A 20,708-nucleotide genomic window follows, 5' to 3' on the forward strand; every position below is an offset into this window, starting at 1 on the left:
GCGCGCTTGCGGCCATCTACTTTCAGTCCAGACGAATCGGAGAACTGCAATGATTGAGGTTCCGGTCTCTTGGGGTGAGTTGATCGACAAGATCACCATCCTTCAGATCAAGGCGGATCGTATTGCCGATGCGGGCAAGCGCGCCAATGTTGAGCGCGAGCTTGCGCTGCTTACCGAGAAACTTCAGCCTGTGGCCACCCACGAAGCGGTGGGCGCGGTGATGAAGGACCTGCGGGAGGTGAATACGGCCCTGTGGGTTATCGAGGATGACATCCGCGATTGCGAACGCGAGGGCGATTTCGGCAGCCGCTTCATCGAGCTTGCGCGCTCGGTCTACATCACCAACGACCGGCGCGCCGAGCTGAAGCGGGACATCAACGTGGCGCTCGGCTCTGGCATCATCGAGGAAAAGTCCTACAAGCCCTATGCCGCGACGGGCACTTGAGGGCTGACGCGAGAGGCTCTCGACCTTTTTGCGGCGGTTGCAAGCATTGGCACCGCCGCGCATAAAGATCAGGGGTGCCTGGGAACAGGCGCCGGGAAAGCAAACCAAGGCTTTGCCGGTGAACATGCGGCGGCAGGATGATCCGGTGCCGCCATGGGTTTGGGGGTAAGGCGTTATGACGACGCAAATGGTTTCGCACTGCCGCTCGCTGATGGCCGAGGGGCGGGTGGACGAGGCCCTGAAGGCGCTTTTGCAGCTTCACGCGGCAGCCTCCGGCGACCCGGAGATCAGCCATCTCACGGGGCTTGCCCTGCATTTGGCCGGACGCTCGGGCGAGGCGCTGGCATTTTTCGAACAATCGCTGGAAGCCGATCCCGCGCGGGCGGGCGTGCATCAGAATTTCGCTCTGGCGCTTCTGGCGGCAGGCGAGGCGCAAAGGGCCGAGGCCCATGCCCGCAAAGCCATCGATCTCGATCCGGACAGCCTTGGCGGGCGCTCCAATCTCGTGCTGGCGCTTGTCGCGCTTGGCCGTTGGGCGGAGGCGGAAGCGGTTTGCGCGGAAATTCTTTCGGCACGGGCTGACGATCCGGTTGCACTCGCCCAGATGGGGGTAATCCGTCTGGAACTTGGCGATGCCGCCGCCGCCGAGATGCTGCTGGAGCGTTCGCTTGCCCTGCGGCCGGATGCCGAGGCCTTCTACAATCTCGGCGTCGTCCACCATCAGAGCGCCCGTCTGGAGGCGGCCATTGCCGCCTACCGGCAGGCCTTGCAGCTTGACCCGCAGCATGAGCGCGCCGCCAATAACCTTGCCGCCTGCTATCGGCTGGAAGGCGACCTGATGCGGGCCGCCAAGGTTCAGGATGCGCTCGTCAGCCTCAATCCTTCGCCCTTGCACCGCTTCAACCGAGCCTGCCTGAAATTGCTTGCCGGAGATTGGGCGGCAAGCTGGGAGGATTATGAGTTGCGCAGTCTTGCCGCGCCCGATACCTTTCCCGCCTCGCTGGCTGAAAAGCCCCGCTGGCAGGGTGAGGAGCTGGGCGAGGCGGATTTGCTGGTCGTGTGCGAGCAGGGGCTTGGCGACAGTCTGCAATTCATCCGGTTTCTGCCGCGTCTGGCCGGGCGGGCGGGCCGCATCGTTCTGGCCTGCCAGCCGCAGCTTTTCCGGTTGCTTTCCAGCTTTGCGCCGTTTCGGGAGGAGGGTGGCCGCTTCCGGCTGCATCCGCCGCAGGAGCCCTTTCCCGAATGCGCCGCCTGGGTGCCGCTCCTGTCCCTGCCGCTTATCCTTGGCCTTCAGCCGGATCAGGTGGGTGTTCGCGTTCCCTATCTGGCAGCCGAGCCGGAAAAATCTGCGCAATGGCGTGACTGGCTTGCAGGACGTGAAGCGTCGGATGGCCGCAAGGCACTGACGATCGGCCTCAACTGGCAGGGCAATCCGAAAGCCTATGGCGAGCCGGGCCGCTCGCTGCCGCTTGCCGCCTTCGCGCCCTTGGCGCAAACGGCCGGGCCGCTGCGTTTCGTGGCCTTGCAAAAGGGCGAAGCGCTTCAGGAAAATCCGCCCGAAGGGTTGGAGCTTCTCGTGCCGGAAGGGCTGGATAGCAGTGACGACGCTTTCCTTGATACGGCTGCGTTGATTATATCACTCGATCTCGTCATCACCTCCGATACGGCGGTGGCGCATCTGGCGGGCGCGCTTGGCAAGCCGGTCTGGCTGCTGCTGAAAAAGGGGCCGGACTGGCGCTGGGGCATGGAGGGGATGCTGACCGACTGGTATCCCACCATGCGGCTGTTCCGGCAGCGGCAGGCGGGCGACTGGGATGGCGTGATGCGCGAGGTGCAGCAGGAGTTGAAGCTGCTGCTGACTGCGCCGCGCGCGCTGGATGAGGGCCGCCCGGAGCCCGTGACGCTCGATCAGGCCATTCAGTGCCATCAGCAACGGGATTTTGCCCGCGCCGTCCGCCTTTACCGGCATCTTTTGGCGCAGGGCGTGGAACCGGCACGGGTGCTGAACCTTCTCGGCATGGCGTTGATGGAAGCGGGTCAGCGGGGTGCAGCTGCGGCACGTCAGGGCCTGCCTTACTCGGCCCGCTCCGTTGCCCTGCAACCGAATATTCCCGATTTCTGGAGCAATTTTGCCATTGCGCTCGATGCCTGCGGCCAGCCTGCCGATGGCTTGCGGGCCTTGCGCCATGCCCTGACCTTCAATCCCGATCACGTCACCTCGCATCTGGCGCTGGCGCGGCGGGAAACCGCGCAAGGGCGTCCGGAGGCGGCGCTTGCCAGGGCGGGGCGTGTCGTCAAGGCTTACCCCAATCTCACCCACGGCCTTGCCGCCTATGCTGCCGCCGCCCTTGCGGCCGGCCATCTCGACGAGGCGGAAGAGGCCATGCGCCGCGCCTGCCGGCTTGAGCCGAAGGTGGCTTCGCATCTGGTGCAGCTTGGCGCGATCCTCCTGAAGAAGAACCAGCCGAGGGATGCTGCCCGTGCCTGGGAGCGGGCGCTGGCGGCCCAACCGGACAATGCCGATGCCTGGAGCAATCTCGGCGTGGCCGAGCGCAACCATGGCTCAGCCGAAATTGCCGCATGGTTCCAGAGCCGCGGCACGCAAATGCAGCCGCAACACGCCGAAGCCTGGAGCAATTGCGGCATCAGCCTTCTGGATGCAGGCCGTGAAGAGCCCGCGCGCGCCGCTTTCCTGAAGGCCATCGAATGCCGCCCCGGCTATGCCGATGCCGAGATGGCGCTGGGCATGATGCTGCTGAACGAGGGCGAGTATGGTCAGGGGCTCGACCTTTACGAGCGGCGCTTTCAGGTCGAGGTGCTGGGCATTGATCGCAGCCGCGTGCGCCTGCCGGAATGGCAGGGCGAGGATCTGGCGGGCAAATCCATTCTGGTTCTGGCCGAGCAGGGGTTCGGCGATGCCTTTCAGTTCGTGCGCTATGTCGCGCTGCTGAAGGCGCGGGGGGCTGAACGGGTTCTGGTGGGCTGCCGCCAGAAGATTGCCGCTTTGCTGGGAACCATGCCCGGCGTGGATGGCGTGATCTGCGAAAACGATACGATCCCCCGGCTCGACTATCATATTTTCATGATGAGCCTGCCGCATCGCTTTTCCACCACGGTGGACACCATTCCGGCTTTTCCCGCCTATCTCTTTGCCGAGCCGCAGCGTGTCACGCAGTTCGCGGAATGGCTGGGCGAGCGTCCGGGGTTTCGCGTCGGGCTTGTCTGGCAGGGCAATCCCGATCCGCAGGTGGACAAGGGCCGCTCCTTTCCCCTGCGGGTGCTGGAGCCGCTGGCAGGCCTTGATGGCGTGCGGTTGATCGCCCTGCAAAAAGGCGCGGGCGAGGAGCAGATCGACAGCGTCGATTTTGCCGTGGAAAGGCCACCTCAGGGTTTCGACGAGGGGCCGGATGCCTTTCTCGATACGGCGGCGCTGATCATGAACCTCGATCTCGTCATTACCTCCGATACGGCGGTGGCGCATCTGGCGGGCGCGCTTGGAAAGCCTGCCTGGGTCATCCTGAAATCGCGGGCGGAATGGCGCTGGCTGCGCGGGCGAAGCGATAGTCCGTGGTATCCGCGCACCCGGCTTTTCCGCCGGGTTGAGGGCGAGGTGGAGGCGGAAGCCTTTGCGGGTGTGGCGGGCCGCGTGGCCGAGGCGCTGGCGCTTCTGGTTGCCGGGGATCGCGGGCAATTGTTCGAAAGCCGCGAGCCGGAGATTGCGGTACCTGCCCCGCTTGCGCCAAAGCTGCGGCTGGCGCAGGCGATAGAGGCCCATATTGCCGGGCGCAAGGACGAGGCGGAAGCCGCCTATGGCGCGTTGATCCACGAGCCGGAGGTCAGCGCCGAGGCGCTGCATATGCTGGGCGGGCTTGCCATCGAAGCGCAGAATTATCCGCGTGCCCTGCTGTTTCTGGAAGGGGCGCTGGCGCTTGGTCTCGAGACGCCTGCCTTCCGGACCAATTATTCCATTGCGCTGCGCCACATGGGCCGCGTGGACGAGGCCGAAGCCCTGCTGCGGCAGGGGGTGAAGGAAGAGGCCAGCGCCGAAGCGCTGATGACGCTCGGCAATTTGCTGCGCGATACGGACCGCCATCCAGAGGCGCTGGAGGCCTATGATGCCTCGCTGGCGCTGAGGCCGGATCTTGCCAAGACCCATCGCGGCAAGGGCAATGCGCTGCGCGAAATGGGCAGGCCGGAAGAAGCGGTTTCAGCCTTCGACGACGCTTTGCAACTGGAGCCGGAGGATGCGGAAACCCTGATCGACCGGGCTCATGCCCATCTGATGGCCGGAAACCTGGAACAGGGATTTGCCGATTACGAGGCCCGCTGGCGTGGTGCCGAAATGGTGGCCCGCAGCCTGCCCATGCCACGATGGACCGGGGATTTTCGTCCCGATGCAACGCTCCTTGTGCATGGGGAGCAGGGACTTGGCGACCAGATCCAGTTTGCCCGCTTCCTGCGGCCTGCAAGCGCCCGGGTCGGGCGGCTCGTGCTGGAAGTGCGCGAGCCGCTGATCGGCCTGTTTTCGCTGCTGGTGAAGGGTTGGCCAAATGTGGAAATCCGCCGCCAGGGCGTGGATGCGGTGGAGGATGCCGATCTTCACATTCCCATGATGAGCCTGCCGCTGGTGCTTGGCGCCACGCTGGAAAGCCTGCCGGAACCGGCCTTTTTCCGGGCCGATCCACGGCGCGTGGCCGGTTGGGAGGCAAGGTTCGGGCACAGGGAGAGCTTGCGCGTCGGGCTGGTCTGGCAGGGCAATCCCAATGCGCGTGCCGACAAGGGCCGCTCGCCGCCGCTCAAGGCGCTGAAGCCGCTTTTCGACGTGGCGGATGTGCATTTCGTCAGCCTGCAATTCAAGGACGGGCTGGAGCAGATGAAATCCCTCGACTTTGCCGGGGATATGGCGGTTCCCGCCAGCGACCTTGGCGATTTTGCCGAAACGGCGGCGGCGATCTCCGCGCTCGATCTGGTGATTTCCTCCTGCACGTCCACGCTGCATCTGGCGGCCTCGCTGCGTGTGCCGTGTTTTGCGCTGCTGAAATATGCAGCCGACTGGCGCTGGATGGCGCATCGGTCGGACAGCCCCTGGTATCCCGGCCTGAAGCTGTTCCGGCAGCCGCAGGCGGGCGATTGGGACAGTGTTGCCCGCGCCGTCGCGTCGGAGCTTGCGTATTTACGGGACGAACGGATTGCGGCCACCGGTCTTGCGACCGGACAGGCAAAGCCCGCGCAGGCGAAGACGGAGGCACGATAATGGCCGATACCATGCTGCTGGAGGCTTTCGAAAAACACCGCGCCGGAGATCTTGCCGCCGCCGTGGCGCTTTATCTTGCCCTGCTCGAAACCCATCCCGACGATGTGGATGCCTTGCGGCTGCTGGCCTCCGCACGGCGTTCGCAGGGCAACCTTGCCGAAGCGCTTTCGCTTTATGCGCGGGCGCTGCGGCTGGCGCCCGATCATGCCGATATCTGGTTCAATCTTGGCAATGCGCTTTCCGAAGCGGGGCGAAATGGCGAGGCGCTCGATTCCTACCGCCGTGCCGCCGAGCTTCAACCCGCCAATGCCCCGGTTCATGCCAGCATCGGCGTCTGTCTTGCCCATCTAGGCGAGATCGACGCGGCGGGCGAGGCCTATCGTCAGGCGCTGGCGCTCGATCCGTCCAACCGTATCGCCCTGCATAATCTCGGCAATATTCTGGCCGAGCAGGGGGACACGGCGGCAGCCATCGCGCAATTGCGGGCCGCCTTGAAGATCTATCCCGATCTTGCCGAGGCCCATTACAATCTCGGTCTCAACCTGCTGCGCAGCGGCGATTTCGCAGGCGGTTTCGCGGAATATGAATGGCGCTGGCTGGCGGAGGATTTTCCAGCCCGGCCCCGCCATGGCGCGATCGCCGACTGGAAGGGGCTGCCCTTCAAAGGCAAGCGCCTGCTGATCCATGCCGAACAGGGGCTGGGTGATACGATCCAGTTCGTCAAGCTGTTGCCGCTGGTCAAATCACTGGGTGGTGAGGTGATCTTGCAGGTGCCGGACAAGCTGCTGCGGCTGCTTGGCAATGTGCAGGGTGCCGATCAGGTGATTTCAGCCGATCCCGATCCGTCAGGCATCGATTACCAGTCGCCGCTACTTGGCCTGCCGCATCGCCTGCAATTGACGGGGGGCAGTATTCCGGGCGCAAGGCATTATCTTGCGCCTGATGCTGAAAATGCAGCCCGGTGGCGCGCGCGATTGAAGCTCGACGAGGGCAGGCAGGTCGTTGGTTTCGTCTGGCATGGCAATCCGCTGTCGCCCTCCGACAGGGGAAGAAGCCTTCCCGGCCCGCAGGCCTTGAAGCCCTTCGGCGCGCTTGCCGAAACCCGGCTGCTGGCCTTGCAGAAGCTGGAAGCGCAGCAACTGGAGCCCGCCGATACGCCGTCCGGCTTCCGGGTTGCCGGTCTCGATTTCACGCTGGAACATCCCGGTCCCGATTTCGATGCCGGGCCGGATGCTTTTCTCGACACGGCCGCCGTTCTGCCCGCCCTTTCCGGCTTCGTGTCGGTCTGCACGGCACCTTTGCATCTGGCGGGTGCGCTGGGTGTCGGCTGCATCGGCATTCTCAAGGCCGTGCCCGACTGGCGCTGGGGATTGAAGGGGCCGGTGACGCCCTGGTATCCCTCCATGCGCCTGTGCCGTCAGCCCGTTCCCGGCGATTTTGCCTCAGCACTGGACGAGGCTATCGGGATGCTGCGCGGCGACTGATCGCCGCGCTTTATTTCTACAAATGCTTTATATCCGGCCAGCCTCCCAGCCCAGCATGGCGCGTTTGCGCGTCAGGCCCCAGTGATAGCCGGTGAGTGCGCCGTTCTTGCCCAATGCCCGGTGGCAGGGCACGACGAAGGAAATGGGGTTTCGCCCGACCGCCGCGCCCACGGCGCGGCTTGCCTGCGGCTGGCCAATCCGGTTGGCAATCTCGGAATAGGTCACGGCGCGGCCCATGGGAATGGTCAGCAATTGCTGCCAGACGCGGATCTGGAAATCCGAGCCGATCAAAACGACATTGAGCTTTTGTTCGGCCTGCCATTGCGAGGGGTCGAAAATCCGCTGCATGAAGGGGGTGCTTGCCTGCGGGTCTTCGATCAGGCTGGCCCTTGGCCAGCGCTTTGCCATATCCTCGAAACAGGCCTGTTCTTCGCCCGCATCGCAAAAGGCAAGGCCCGCAAGGCCGCGCTCCGTCACCATCGCCAGCGCCTGTCCGAAGGGCGAGGGATGGTAGCCATAGCGCAGGATCAGGCCCTCGCCGCGTGCCTTCCATTCCCCCGGTGACATGGCCTCGTGGCTGACGAAAAGATCATGCAGGCGGCCGGGGCCTGAAAGCCCCAGTTCCATGGCGGTTTCCAGCAGCGGCAGGCCTTCCCGGCCAAGCAGCCGCTTGGCGTGGTCCAGCGTTACCGCCTGAAGAAAGGCCTTTGGGCTCAAGCCTGCCCAGCGGGTGAAGACCTTCTGCAATTGCGTGGGCGACTGGTTCAATTGCCGGGCAAGATCCTCCAGCGAGGGTTGCTGGCGGTAGTCCAGCGTCATGCATTCAATGACGCGGCACACCGTTTCATAGTCCTGCCCTTCCGGCGTGATGTCGCAGGCGGGGCGGTCAAGAGTGCAGGCAAGCGACATGGAAAACTCTCCTGTGGTCATGGACATGCCGCCGGTCGTCGGGTCGAGATCAGCAAGCCCCCGCAGCGCGGGCGGCGTCATCCGGCACGTATTCAGCAAAGCACCTTCCGGTCAGTGTTGCCACCCGATTCTTGCCGCTCAAAGCCTTTGGGTTGCCGTGGCCAGCGCCTGGCGAAAGGCCTTGGCAAAGCTTTCGCGGTCTTCCGGGTTGAGGAAGGAGCCGATCTCGGTCTGGCGTCCCTGACCGTGGACGGTCATCGATAGAATGCCGAATTCCTCGTGGCGGCGCACGAAAAACCGCGCCCAGAAGGGGTTCCACAGAAACTCCGTCATCCTGCCCGAGGGGGTATATTTGCGCACGCTCAATTGCTGGCGCGACAGGGTGACTTCCTCCCGCGCTTTTGCGGCCCGGTAATTCAGCCGAAAGGCGCCATAAAGCAGCAGGAAATCCAGACCGAAGAAAAAGCCTATGGGCCATGCGCCGGTGGTCAGGAAGAATAGGCCGTAAAGCAGGCAGACGAGGCCGCAAAGCGTCAGCAGGATGCGGAACCCCTTTCGCCCGAGCGAGCGATAGGGTACCAGTTCGGCAGCAAAGATCGGCTGATCGGCGGTCTCATTCATGGCGTTATGCCTCAAGAACTGCGTGAACCAGAAATTATTTGATGCATTTCCGGCGGGGAAAACAGGTTTCCACCTGTCCGGCTTATGCTTAGTTTGACAAGTATCAAGATGAAATCCACCACCTCAACCGTCAAGACGTCAAATGGCGCGGCAAGGAAAAAGCCGCCCTTTCGCAGCCTCTATTCCAAACCGGAACTGGAGGAGATGTTTCGCCGCTTTTCCATCCAGCGGCCCGAACCCAAGGGGGAACTGGAACATGTGAACCCCTTTACGCTGGTGGTAGCGGTGGCGCTTTCGGCGCAGGCCACCGATGCAGGGGTGAACAAGGCCACGCGGGCGCTGTTCAAGGTGGCCGATACGCCGGAGAAAATGCTGGCGCTGGGCGAGGAAAAGGTCCGCGATTACATCAAGACCATCGGGCTTTACCGCAACAAGGCGAAAAACGTGATCGCGCTCAGCCAGATGCTGGTGGACAGGTTTGGCGGCGAAGTGCCCAGGACCCGCGAGGAGCTGGTGCTGTTGCCGGGTGTCGGGCGCAAGACGGCCAATGTCGTCATGTCCATGGCCTTCGGCATTCCCACCATGGCCGTCGATACGCATATTTTTCGCATCGGCAACCGCATTCGCCTTGCACCCGGCAAGACGCCGGACGAGGTGGAGGACAAGCTGATGCGCATCATCCCGGCGCATTATCTGTTCCACGCTCATCACTGGCTCATTCTGCATGGCCGCTATTGCTGCAAGGCCCGCAAGCCGGAATGCGAGCGCTGCGTGATTGCCGATCTCTGTCGCTCGCCGGAAAAGACCTGCGACATACCCGCTCCACTGGTGGAGTTACCCCCGCAGCAGATCGGAGAATGACGGATCGCGCCGCGTGAGCGCCTTGTGCAGATGCACCATCAACCCGGCGGCAAACAGCGGTGTCAGCAGGTTGACGATGGGAATGGCCAGAAAGCCCGCAATCACCAGTCCGCCGAGAAACACCGTGCCGGAATGCTTGCGGCGGAAATCCAGCGCCTCGGCGCGGGGCCGCAGGCGCATGGCGGCAAATTCGAAGAATTCCCGGCCCAGCAGATAGCCATTGACCAGAAAGAAGGCCATGAGATTGATGCCGGGCAGCGCCAGCAGCATCAGCGCCACGAGATTGCCGAGAATGACCACCCCGAAGAATTTGACGGAGGAGACAATCGCGGCAAGCATGGGCATGGCCTCGCCCGCGGGATCGGCCGGATAGTCGCGCTTTTCGATCAGTTCGGCGACGTCATCCAGGAAAAGACCGGCAATGATGGCAGTGATCGGCGCGATCAGAAGGGCGAGCGCCAACGCAAGACCAATGCTGGCAAGAATGCCGAAGATCAGCGTCAACCAGCCCGCCCATTCCGGCGTGGCGGGAAAGAAGGCGGCAAACCACGGCCAGACATACAGAATGAACCCTTCCCGCAGCGCGAGCCAAAGTCCGATCAGCGCCAGAATGGAAAGACCGAGCGTCTTCCAGAACACACCCCTCGTTTCCGGAGCGAGGAGATTGCGAAGGGAAAGTGCGGCGGCATCGAGGATCAACTCACACCTCTTTCGGGGCGAAATCTGGAAGGAGGGCGATTTTCGACCTCCTTCCAGAAGGAATGGCTTGCCCGCTATATGGGGTGTCGGCGTGGCGGGCGCAATATCTGCCGTCTGTTCAGGCTCAGGCCACGTCTGCAACGTCGGTTCTGTCCAGCCTGCGCAGAATGTCGATGCAGACGGCATCGCCAGCCTCGACGCCCTTGGCCAGCACCGCACGGGCGGCCTGCGGATCGGGGGGATCGGCATGGAAGGCGATATATTCGCCCAGAACCGGCGAGGCTGCAAGCTCTCCGGCATCGAGGGCGCTTTCCAGTATCTCGCGGGCGCCGTTCAGATCGACCGGGCCGCCCATGCCTTTCATGCGGAAGCGCCCGAGATTGACCATGGCGATGGCGTGTCCGTTGCCTGCGGCCATATCGAACCACATGCGGGCCTGGGCAAGATCGGGCTCGCTGTTTCCGCCTCCCGTGGCCGTGACCACCGCCATCTGAAACTGGGCCGCGACGTCGCCCTTGAGGGCGGCCTTTTCCAGCCATAGCAGGGCTTGCGTCACATCCTGTTCTACATCCACGCCGTGGCGGTAGCGCTGCTCCAGCTCGCGGCAGGCGCGTCTTTCGCCCATGCGGGCAAGGGCTGTCAGCCATCGGATGCCCTTGGCACGGTCACGGTCGGCATGGGCGGGATCGAGGTAATATCGGGCCAGTTCTTCGGTGGAGGCGCGGTAGCCCTTGGCGGCAGCCGCCGTCAGAAGCTTGATCGCCTTTTCCTCGTTTTTCTCGATGCCGAGCCCCTTGAGATATTGCAGGGCGAGATAATGGCGCGCTGTGCGGTTGCCAGCGGCGGCGGCGAATTTGAAATAGTGAAAAGCAGCGGCATGGTCGCTTTCACCCAGATGCCCGCCTGCCAGAAGGGTGCCAATGCCCAGATGCGCCCGCACGCTGCCGGAAGCGACGGCCGTTTCATATGCGGCACGGGCGGCAAGGGCATCGGGCTTGCCGCCAATGCCGGAGGCCAGCATATAGCCCGCAAGCGCTGCGCCTTCGGCATGGCCATGCTCGCTTGCCATCAGGGCAAAGCTTCGCGCCAGTTCCGGCTCGCTTTCCACGGCAAGGGCTGCGCCGTAAAGCCGCCGCGTGGCGGGCGTTGGGGAAAAATCCGGGCGCCCGGAGGACAGATAGAGACGAGCCAAAAGCGCCATGGCATCCACATGGCCAATGTCGGCGGCCTGACGCGCATAGCGGCGGGCTTCGGCAAGGTCGGCGATCACGCCCTTTCCCGCCTCGAACAGAAGCGCCATCTCGAAGGCGGCGTCCGGATGCCCCCGGTCGGCGGCCTTTTTCAGAAGGGCGGCGGCACGGGGCAGCCGGTTCAGGGCCAGTTGCCTTTTGCCCTGCCGGTAGAGCTGATGGCGGAAGGCCTCGCGCGCAAGGCCGGTGATGGAAATCATGGTTCGCGCAGCCCTTCGCGGACAGAGGGAAGGGCGCGGTCGAAGAGATAGGCCGCGACGGTCTGGTCGCCCACGACAATATCCGTGGTAAGCGTCATGCCGGGCACCAGCCGGAAATCGGGAGGTGAGGTCTTCAGGCGCGGATCGGCGATGCGCACCTTGGCGATATAGACATTGCGCCCTTCGCCCTCGCTGTCGCGCGAGACGGTGAGACTGTCGGCGCTGATGGCGCGCACCTCGCCCTTCAGTCCGCCATAGCGGCCGAAGGGCCATGCGTCCAGCTTGACCTCGACCGGCTGGCCGACCTTGATGAAGCCTTGATCCTGGGTGGAAATCTGCGCTTCCACCTCCAGCCGGGCCGATTGCGGCACGAGAACGAACATTTTCTGCGCGGTTTGCGCCACGGAGCCAATGGAGATTTCACCGACCTGCAACACCACGGCATCTTCCGGGGCTTTCAGTTCGATCAGGTCGTGCCGCTTGTCGGCCTTGTTCAATTGCTCGACGGCGCCGTTCAGTTCTCCCTGCTGCTTGACCAGCTGCGCCATGGCATCGGAACGCCATTGCTGGCGCTGGTTTTCAAGCTGCGAGTTCAGGGACTGAATGTCGTGATTGTTGGTTTCCAGCCGTCCTTCCAGCTCGCGCAGCGTGCCGGTGACTTCCAGTGTCCAGTCCCGCGCCTTGAGCGCATCGGCGCGGCTGGCGAATTTCTGCTGAACGAGCGCGCCCTTCATCGCTTCGCTTTCCTGGCTGAGTTTCAGCCGTTCGCGATTGACGTCGATTTCCGATTGCAGCTGGGTGCGGGTTGTTTCCAGCGAGGAGATCTTGGCCTGATAGGCGCTGATGGAGGCCTGATATTGCGCCCGCCGGGCCTCGAAGAAGCGCCGTTGCAGCAGGCCGAAACTGTCGCCGGATGCCGGCTGGTAATCGCGGCTGTCGATTTCGGCCTTCAGCCGTTCGACCTCGGCGGCAAGGCTGGCCACCTGACGGCTTACCGATGTCTGGTCGGCCTGCGAAAAGGTGGGATCGAGCGTGGCCAGCAATTGACCGGCCTTCACCTCCTGGCCCTCTCGCACCAGAATTTCACGCACGATCGAGGTTTCGATGGGCTGCACGACGATATGCGGGGTTTCCGAAGCAATGCGCCCCTTGGCCGTCACCACCCGTTCCACCGGCATGACGACGGCAATGGCGATGGCGCTGGCAATCAACCCGGCCACGGCGGCAATGGTGAGGCGCGCGGAGCGCGGCGGGCGCCGGTTGAGGATCGCGGCGCTTTCGGAGAGAAATTCCGCCGTCGTGCGAACCGCATAGCGGTGTTCGTCAGGCGACAGCGTCAAGGTTTTCGTCATGGCTCTTTCCGGGATTCGATGGGCCAGAATGAAGGTGGCGGTTTTGCTGGTTCCACAGATGGCGATAATCGGCAGAGCGTTGCATCAGCTCATGGTGGGTGCCGCTATCCTTCAACTGGCCGCGATCCATCACGAGGATCTGGTCGCAATCCACCAGTGAGGACAGCCGGTGCGAGATCATCAGCACGGTGCGGCCTTTGGCGATGCGCTTGAGGTTGCGCATGATGATCGCCTCGCTGTCGGGATCGAGCGCGCTGGTGGCCTCGTCGAAGATCAGCACGGGGGGATCGACGATCAGCGCCCGCGCAATGGCAAGCCGCTGGCGCTGACCGCCCGAAAGATTGGCGGCATGTTCTTCCAGCATGGTGTCGTAGCCGCGCGGCAGGCGTTCGATGAATTCGTCGGCACCGGCAAGCTGCGCGGCCTCGATCATTTCCTCCGCCGTGGCGTCGGGCCGGGCGATGGTGATGTTTTCACGGATCGTGCCGCGAAACAGGAAGCTGTCCTGAAGCACCACGCCGATCTGCGTGCGCAGGTGATAAAGATCTATTTCCTTCATTTCGACGCCATCGAGGCGGATCAGGCCGGAATAGTTTTGATGCAGGCCCTGCAAAAGCCGCGTCACGGTGGTCTTGCCCGATCCGCTGCGGCCCATGATGCCGACAAGACTTCCCGGGCGGATGCTGAAATTCACGGCGTTGAGCGCAGGTATCGGTGAACCGGGATAGGCAAAGCGCACCTCCTCGAAGTCGATGCGCCCCGACAATTGCGGGCGTACGCCGTTTTCGCGGCGCGGTTCCGGCTCGGCGTTGATGACGGATGCAACCTGTTTCAGCGCCCCTCGGGCCTCTTCCATCTGCTGCATCATGCCGGCCATCTGCACCAGCGGCTGGGTGGCGCGCATGGCGATCATGGTAAAGGCGACCAGCGTTCCCGTCATGACGGTATGCTCGTCAACGATGACCAGATAGGCGCCGATCAGCAGCGAGCCCGCATAGATCAGCTTTTCAAGCGGCGCCAGCAGGGTTTGCGGCTGGTTGGCCAGCAGCATCAGGTCCGTCTGCCGGTTCACGGCCTCGGCGACCTTCTGGTCCCATTCGCGCCGCTTGCGCCCTTCCAGCGCCAGCGACTTGACGGTGCGCATCCCGTTGATCGTTTCGATCAGCATGGAGGTGCGGCGGTGTTCGCTGCCCATCACCTCGGCATAGGCGCGGCGCACCGGCCCCATATAGGCGAAAAGAACCAGTGCCATCAGGCCAGCCAGTCCGAGAACCCAGAAGGTAAGACCCGGGCTGAGGATGAACATGGCGGGGATCAGCACCAGAAGGGAAAGCATGTCCAGCACCGAGCCGAACAACTGGCCGGTGATGAAACCGCGCAGCCTGCGCGCCTCGCCCAGCCGGTGGACGATACCGCCCGTGGCATTCTGCTCGAAGAACTCGATGGGAAGACGCGAGAGGCGATCGAAAATCAGCAGATTGAGGCGCACATCCATACGCGCCGAAACGACGGCCGTGACCGATCGGCGCAGATAGGCAAGCGTCATGTCGAACACCAGCACCACGGCAATGGCAAGCGCCATGACGGTGAGGGTGGAGAGCCGGTGATGCACCATGACCCGGTCGATCACAACCATGTAGAAAAAGGAGGGCACGAGAGCCAGCACGCCGAGCGAAAGGGCGGCGATCACGATGTCGCGCACCAGCCGGCCATCCTGGCGCACCTGCTGGAACAGCCAGGGAAAGCCGAATTCGTCGCCCTGCCTCTGCTCTGCCGTCTGCCTTTTGAGCAGGAGAACATGACCGTTCCAGTTTTCGCCGAGACGCAATTCGTCCAGCACGAGACGGGCAGCTTTGGGATCGGCCGGATCGCGGAACACCATGCGTGGCGTGGAAGGGTCGTCGATGAATTTTTCAAAGACAAGATAGGAGCCGTCGGCAAGCTCGATCAGCGCCGAGACGCCGTCCTCCATCCGGGAAAGGATTTTCCAGTTCAACCGGATGGGCTTGGCCTTCATGCCCTGCTGGTGGGAAATTTCGGCAAGCTGGTGCAGAGAGAGCGATGCTTCATCGCCATAATCGCGACGCAGCTCATCAAGGGAGAGGGAAAGCCCGAGGCGCCGGGCGGCAAGGGTCAGGGCAGCCAGCGCGGCTCCGGCATGGCTTTCCTCGCCCAGATCACCGTCGTCCATACGCATCCACGCACCTCATCATTTCCGCCAATGCCCCGGCGTTTTCACGGCAGGCCTTCTCGTCTGTCATGGACAGCCTGATCACCCATTCCAGCCGACCGTAAGGCGCGAAGCTTTCGCGATGCTGGACAAATGGTTGTTCCCGCAGGTCGTGCCGCTTGCGGGAAAGGTGAAGCCAGACACGCGGTTTCCACAGATGAAAGGTGAAGCGGCGCTGAAAGCGGCGTTGAGGCGCAGTAAATTCACAACCACCGAATCAGCGGAAGGAATGCGCGTGAGTACTGTACAAAGGCGGCCTGTCATCATTCACTGGGGCATTTCCAGCTTTTTCGGCTGGGGCATTTATGGCCTCAACCTTGCGCTCAACTGGGCGCAGGACCGGGATCTCGAACCCTTGACGTCATTTCCGCTCCAGCCTGAGCAGATTGTCGTCGATCCGCTCAGGCGGCGCGCGCTTGCCGGGTTTTTCAAGGCGTCCGGCGATCTTGTCGGCCGGATGGAGCAGCAGGAGGCGCGCAATCTGGTGGTCAACACCCCGCTTCTGGCGGGCTTGGGCAATGACTTTTCCATGTCGCCCGGCCCGAAGGGGATAGCGCTTTCCGGAACGCCGACGCTCGGGGTGGTGTTTTTCGAATTGCCGCAGCTTTCAGAGGAGGCCAAGGCCCGCGCCCGCGCCCTGCCGCTGGTGATTGCTGGATCGAGCTGGAATGAAAAGATCATGCGTGCGCATGGCCTGACGAATGTCACCACGGTCATTCAGGGCGTGGACCAGACGCTGTTTCATCCCGCTCCAAGGCAGGGTGTGCTGACGGATCGCTTCCTGGTGTTTTCAGGGGGCAAGCTGGAACTGCGCAAGGGGCAGGATCTTGTGGTTGCAGCCTTTTCGCGCTTTGCCAGACGCCATCCCGATGCCGTGCTGGTTTCGGCCTGGCACAGTCCCTGGCCGCAATTTGCGCTGACGCTGAACCGCTCCGGCAAGGCTGCCGAGATCGGCACCAATGACAAGGGCACCATCGATCAGGTGGCGTGGATTGCCGCCAATGGTATTGCCGCCCATCAGTTCATCGATCTGGGCAGCGTGCCGAATGCGCTGATGCCGCCTATCCTCAGGGAAATGGATGTGGCCGTTTTTCCCAATCGCAGCGAAGGCGGCACCAATCTCGTGGCCATGGAATGCATGGCCTGCGGCGTGCCGACCATCCTTTCGGCCAATACCGGCCATCTCGATCTCATCGACGGGCGCAATTGCTATGCGCTGGAGGCTCAGGCCCCGGTGGCCGGCGAGGGCGAGGGTGTTGGCGATGTGGCCGGCTGGGGCGAAAGCAGCGTCGAGGAAATCGAGGATGCGCTGGAACGCGCCTATCGCGACCGCAACGAGGCAAGACGGCGCGGCGAGCGCGGCGCGGCAAAGCTTGCGGGCTTCACATGGTCGCGCACGGCCGACCAGATGAAGGCAATCGTCCGTTCCTTCACGTAACGTCGAAGCGAGCAGGCACAGACCCCGGTGCGGCAGGCGCCATGGCCAGCAACTGGCGCGCCGCCGCCTCGTCTGTGATCAGCGTGTTGCAGCCGATACGCTTGAGGGTGGCGGCAATGGCCACCGCCCGGTGCGCCCCGCCGGAGGCGATCACGATGTGGCGCGCCTTTTTCAGCGTGTCGAGATCGACAGACATCACGCGCTGATTGATGGGGTGGTCCACCGAGCGGCCCTCGGCATCGAGAAAGTTGAACATGGTGTCGCAGACGCAGCCTGCCGCCACCAGCTCCTCCAGCGTCTGGCGGCTGATGAAACCTTCCGAAAGCGAGGTGGAGTGAAGCCCGATGTCGCCGCAGGACACAACGGCCAGATCGAGATTTTCGGCCAGATCGTAGATTGTCTTCAGGCCGCATTGTTCGATCAGCGCCCGCTTCGTCTCAACGGAATCGACCAGCAGCGGCGCAAGGAACATATAGCATTCCGCGCCAAGCTGGCTGGCCAGCCGCCAGCTGTAATCGATGGGATTGGTCTGGTGGACGGCGACGACACCGCCGAGAAGCGAAACGACCTTGCAGTTTTCCCGCCGTGGCGAACGGAAACCGGAGAGCGACGCCGTCATGGTGCGGCCCCAGCCGACGCCGATCGTGGCATTGTCGCTGACCACTTCGGTGAGAAACTGGCCAAGCGCCTGCCCGACGCCCCTGGCAATGGCGCCTGCGTCCTGCCCGCTGGCTGAGGGAACGACCACGGCCTCGTCCAGCGCGAAGGCCTTTTCCAGCCGCACGGCCAGCTCCACGCAATCATCCATGCCATCGGCAATCCAGATTTGCACCTCGGAACGTTTCAAGGCCTCGTCCAGCATCCGGATCACCGTGGAGCGGCTGATTCCGAGCCGCTCGGCCACGTCTTTCTGGGTCAGTCCCTGATTGTAATAGAGCCACGCCGCCTTGAGCCGCAGCGAGGCGGCTTCGGAATAGGCCATATGGGTTTCCCGTCGCAGTCTGACCACTGTGGCTTGCTCCTCTTTCTCGTGAAACTATCGCGCAGCGTGAAACATATGTCAAATGAACTAGGCAAATGTCTTGACTTTGTCCGTGTGCGTCGTGATATTTGAACCACAAGGGCCGATAGCCGTTAGGGGAAGAGCACGTGCGAGCTTTCTTTCTCTTTCTGGACAAGCCGCAGAATTGAACCGTAGGATCAAAGGAATTTACGGATGACCTCGAAACTCGAACAGCTTCGCGCCATGACCACCGTGGTTGCCGATACCGGCGACATTGAAGCTGTGGCGCGCCTCAAGCCGGTAGATTGCACCACCAATCCCACCATCGTTCTGAAAGCCCTTGGCACGGAGATGTTTGCCGATGCCTTCGAAGAGGCTATCCAGTGGGGCAAGGCAAAGGGGGGGGCGTCCTCCGACGCCACCGTTGCGGCCGTGGCTGACCGGCTGGCCATTTCGGTGGGTGCGGCACTGGCAAAGCTCGTTCCGGGCCGGGTCTCCACCGAGGTCGATGCCGATCTTTCCTTCGATACGCAGGGATCGCTCAACAAGGCGCGCGAGATCATCGCCTCTTACAAGGAGCGCGGTATCGAGCGGGATCGCATCCTCATCAAGCTCGCCTCGACCTGGGAAGGTATCCGTGCCGCCGAAGTTTTGCAGAAGGAGGGCATCGACTGCAATCTGACGCTGCTCTTCTCCAAGGCACAGGCTGTTGCCTGCGCTGAAGCGAAGGTGTTCCTCATCTCGCCCTTCGTTGGACGCATTCTTGACTGGTACAAGAAGTCCACCGGCGAGGACTATACGTCCGAGACCGATCCGGGCGTCGTTTCCGTGCGTTCGATCTACAATTATTACAAGGTCAACGGCATCGAAACCATCGTCATGGGCGCATCCTTCCGCAATGCCGGGGAAATCGAGGCGCTGGCCGGTTGCGACCGCCTGACCATCAGCCCGGCCCTGCTGGATGAACTGGACAAGGCCGAGGGCGATCTGCCCCGCAAGCTTTCGGCGGAAAAGACCACGCCGGATCCGTGGGTGTCCATGGATGAAAAGGCCTTCCGCTGGGCGCTGAACGAAGACCCGATGGCAACCGAAAAGCTGTCGGAAGGCATCCGTTCTTTCTCCAAGGATCTTGCCACGCTGCGCGGAATGGTCGCCAGGAAACTTTCTGCCTGAGCATCCAATCGAATAGTGGGGGCGGCCATGCGATGGCCGCCCCTTTTTTGTTTTACTCGCCGGTATCGCCAGCGCTATCGTCCGGGGTCATGCCGTTTTGCTGTCTGGCCGTTCCCTGCCGTTGACCGCTTTGCTTCTTGCCGAACGGATCAATGATGATTTCCGCCGGAACCCCGCCTATCGTGCCAGCCTGCGGCGGTGGACCGCCATGTTTTTCGACAAAACGCCCATCCACCCAGCCGCTGATGCGCGGTCGCTCAAAGGTGGCAATCCGGCACCAGTAACCGCCCCGGCTTTCCATGCAGTTCTGCATATCCACCGCCATTCCCTCCGGCAGCGTGGCTATGATGCGGAAAGCCGGTCCGGCACCGGAGCGGACATCCAGCGTTGTACCTTCCGGCAGTCCTGCCACATGCCAGAGATAGGGGTCTGGCGCGTGGTGACGCGGTGGCGGACTGGCCGGCTGGCCGGTGACAGGATCGATTGGCGCAGGCGCGGTGATGACGGTCTGCCCATACGAGGGCGTGGCTGCTGCCATGGCAAGCACAAGGCCGATCAGTGCGAATGCAGATCCGGCCCTTTGATGCCCGGTTTTGCGGGCCCTCAAAAACAAGGCCGCCAATCCCCGCTGTTCACGGGGTGGATGATACTGTGTGCTGGCCATGCCTTGTCTCTCCGGAGGATTTGCGGGTTGCCCGATCAAAAGTAGAATCCAGATTTGCCGCCCTGACAAGCGCAAAGCGTGGCGGAAGTCGGAATGCGACCCTCCTTGCTGAGACCCAAGGCCGGCGAATTTGCATTATATTAGACAAACTGTTGAATTGCCATGGTTTTCAGATAAGCTGACAGTGACTTCCCGGTGCAACTCGAAAAATAGCAGAAGCCATATGTGGGACGGAGTTTTGAAAAGCGGCGATACCGGACCTTTCGGGTTCCGGTTGTCCAGTCTGGCGCGGCTTTGGCGCAGACGGGTGGAGGAACACCTCGCCGCTGCGGGCTTTACCGATGCAAGCTGGCGGCCGCTGGTTTACCTTTATCATCACGGCGACGGCGTGACGCAAAAGGAGCTGGCGGGGATTGTCGGGTTGGATGGTTCGACGCTGGTCCGCCTTCTGGATATTCTGGAAAAGCAGAGCCTTATCGAGCGGCGCAATGATGTGCAGGACCGGCGGGTAAACCGTATTTTCCTGACGGAGCAAGGCTTTGCCGCCATAAACGACATCCGCGCTCGTGTGGAGCCACTGGAGACGGCGCTGCTCGCAGACGTGCCCCCCGATGAGTTGAAGGCGGTTTTGCGGATGTTCGATGACCTGGAGAAGAAGCTTTCGCCGGACGCATCCGGCTGATGGCATTTTGAGAAGGCGGCTTTCGCACAGCCTGCCTCCCACCGTCCTTTATGCGTTTTATAAAACCCATGGCGCTGTATTGGGGCGCTTGCGGTCTTCGCCATCCTGCTTGGAAGCGCCACGCCGCGCGGGCGGATGAGGGCCAATAACTCTCATGACGGGAAGCTGTAAGGATTTCGGACTTCCTCAGGTTGAATTTCTTTCCATGACGTTAACTGTGCTGAACAATGGCCGGATTTGTGACGCCTCTTGCCGAATGCATTAAATAATCGGCAATAACGCCACCCTAAAGTAGCAGTATATAAAGTTAACGACAGTCTTTTCGGCTGAAATGACGGTCGAAAATTCTTATTGTCGTAATATCGCAAGGGCTGGAGGCAGGGGCTTCCGGTGATTGCGAAGGGCGGCTAACAGGTTGAACGGGCAGGTCGCGCAGGGCCGCA

General features: G+C 62.5%; 15 protein-coding genes. 7 read left to right on the plus strand and 8 right to left on the minus strand.

Annotated features, from left to right (window positions below):
* Positions 1-49 precede the first annotated feature (49 nt).
* From T424_RS0111305 to T424_RS22775, 3 genes are all read left to right on the plus strand, one after another.
* Positions 50-445: a DUF6165 family protein gene (locus T424_RS0111305; RefSeq protein ID WP_027487831.1), complete on the plus strand. Its 396-nt coding sequence runs from the start codon at positions 50-52 to the stop codon at positions 443-445.
* 175 nt (positions 446-620) lie between these two features.
* Positions 621-5,699: a tetratricopeptide repeat protein gene (locus T424_RS0111310; protein WP_027487832.1), complete on the plus strand. Its 5,079-nt coding sequence runs from the start codon at positions 621-623 to the stop codon at positions 5,697-5,699.
* On the plus strand, positions 5,699-7,183 hold the full coding sequence (locus T424_RS22775; RefSeq protein WP_051558937.1) for a tetratricopeptide repeat protein: 1,485 nt from the start codon (positions 5,699-5,701) through the stop codon (positions 7,181-7,183). The genes T424_RS0111310 and T424_RS22775 overlap by 1 nt, the downstream gene beginning before the upstream one ends.
* A 27-nt stretch (positions 7,184-7,210) precedes the next feature.
* Here T424_RS22775 and T424_RS0111320 read toward each other — a convergent pair whose 3' ends face one another.
* Positions 7,211-8,092, minus strand: a complete 882-nt coding sequence (locus T424_RS0111320) for a methylated-DNA--[protein]-cysteine S-methyltransferase (protein WP_027487833.1) — start codon at positions 8,090-8,092, stop codon at positions 7,211-7,213.
* A 138-nt stretch (positions 8,093-8,230) separates the two neighbouring features.
* Positions 8,231-8,713: a DUF2244 domain-containing protein gene (locus tag T424_RS0111325; protein ID WP_027487834.1), complete on the minus strand. Its 483-nt coding sequence runs from the start codon at positions 8,711-8,713 to the stop codon at positions 8,231-8,233.
* A 108-nt stretch (positions 8,714-8,821) separates the two neighbouring features.
* Here T424_RS0111325 and nth point away from each other — a divergent pair, with 108 nt between their 5' ends.
* Positions 8,822-9,574 carry an endonuclease III gene (gene nth / locus T424_RS0111330; RefSeq protein ID WP_407921393.1) on the plus strand — a complete coding sequence of 251 codons (753 nt, stop codon included), beginning with the start codon at positions 8,822-8,824 and terminating at the stop codon, positions 9,572-9,574.
* Here the strand turns inward: nth and T424_RS0111335 are convergent.
* From T424_RS0111335 to T424_RS0111350, 4 genes are all read right to left on the minus strand, one after another.
* Positions 9,548-10,273, minus strand: a complete 726-nt coding sequence (locus T424_RS0111335; RefSeq protein WP_027487836.1) for a sulfate transporter family protein — start codon at positions 10,271-10,273, stop codon at positions 9,548-9,550. The two genes, nth and T424_RS0111335, sit on opposite strands and share 27 nt — an antisense overlap.
* A 124-nt stretch (positions 10,274-10,397) precedes the next feature.
* The gene (locus T424_RS0111340; protein ID WP_027487837.1) at positions 10,398-11,723 is read right to left on the minus strand and encodes a tetratricopeptide repeat protein; all 1,326 of its coding nucleotides are present in this window, start codon (positions 11,721-11,723) and stop codon (positions 10,398-10,400) included.
* Positions 11,720-13,075 (minus strand): HlyD family type I secretion periplasmic adaptor subunit, encoded by a 1,356-nt coding sequence (locus T424_RS0111345; RefSeq protein WP_027487838.1) that lies wholly within the window; start codon positions 13,073-13,075, stop codon positions 11,720-11,722. Before T424_RS0111345 ends, T424_RS0111340 begins: the two co-directional genes overlap by 4 nt.
* Positions 13,047-15,272, minus strand: coding sequence for a peptidase domain-containing ABC transporter (locus T424_RS0111350; protein ID WP_027487839.1), 2,226 nt, complete (start codon positions 15,270-15,272; stop codon positions 13,047-13,049). The genes T424_RS0111345 and T424_RS0111350 overlap by 29 nt, the downstream gene beginning before the upstream one ends.
* A gap of 268 nt (positions 15,273-15,540) precedes the next feature.
* On the opposite strand from T424_RS0111350, the gene T424_RS20805 reads away from it, so the two are divergent.
* The gene (locus T424_RS20805) at positions 15,541-16,743 is read left to right on the plus strand and encodes a glycosyltransferase family 4 protein (protein WP_161712564.1); all 1,203 of its coding nucleotides are present in this window, start codon (positions 15,541-15,543) and stop codon (positions 16,741-16,743) included.
* On the opposite strand, the gene T424_RS20810 is transcribed toward T424_RS20805, so the two are convergent.
* The gene (locus tag T424_RS20810; RefSeq protein ID WP_051558939.1) at positions 16,736-17,752 is read right to left on the minus strand and encodes a sugar-binding transcriptional regulator; all 1,017 of its coding nucleotides are present in this window, start codon (positions 17,750-17,752) and stop codon (positions 16,736-16,738) included. The genes T424_RS20805 and T424_RS20810 overlap by 8 nt on opposite strands.
* A 207-nt stretch (positions 17,753-17,959) precedes the next feature.
* On the opposite strand from T424_RS20810, the gene tal reads away from it, so the two are divergent.
* On the plus strand, positions 17,960-18,919 hold the full coding sequence (gene tal, locus T424_RS0111365) for a transaldolase (RefSeq protein ID WP_027487840.1): 960 nt from the start codon (positions 17,960-17,962) through the stop codon (positions 18,917-18,919).
* A gap of 52 nt (positions 18,920-18,971) precedes the next feature.
* Here the strand turns inward: tal and T424_RS20815 are convergent, their stop codons facing one another.
* Complete coding sequence (locus tag T424_RS20815) at positions 18,972-19,583, minus strand: SH3 domain-containing protein (RefSeq protein ID WP_154664886.1); 612 nt, start codon at positions 19,581-19,583, stop codon at positions 18,972-18,974.
* Positions 19,584-19,806: 223 nt separating this feature from the next.
* Here T424_RS20815 and T424_RS0111375 point away from each other — a divergent pair, with 223 nt between their 5' ends.
* The gene (locus T424_RS0111375) at positions 19,807-20,265 is read left to right on the plus strand and encodes a MarR family winged helix-turn-helix transcriptional regulator (protein WP_051558941.1); all 459 of its coding nucleotides are present in this window, start codon (positions 19,807-19,809) and stop codon (positions 20,263-20,265) included.
* Positions 20,266-20,708: the final 443 nt, after the last annotated feature.

Source organism: Allorhizobium undicola ORS 992 = ATCC 700741, from assembly GCF_000621665.1.
GTDB classification, from domain to species: Bacteria; Pseudomonadota; Alphaproteobacteria; order Rhizobiales; family Rhizobiaceae; genus Allorhizobium; species Allorhizobium undicola.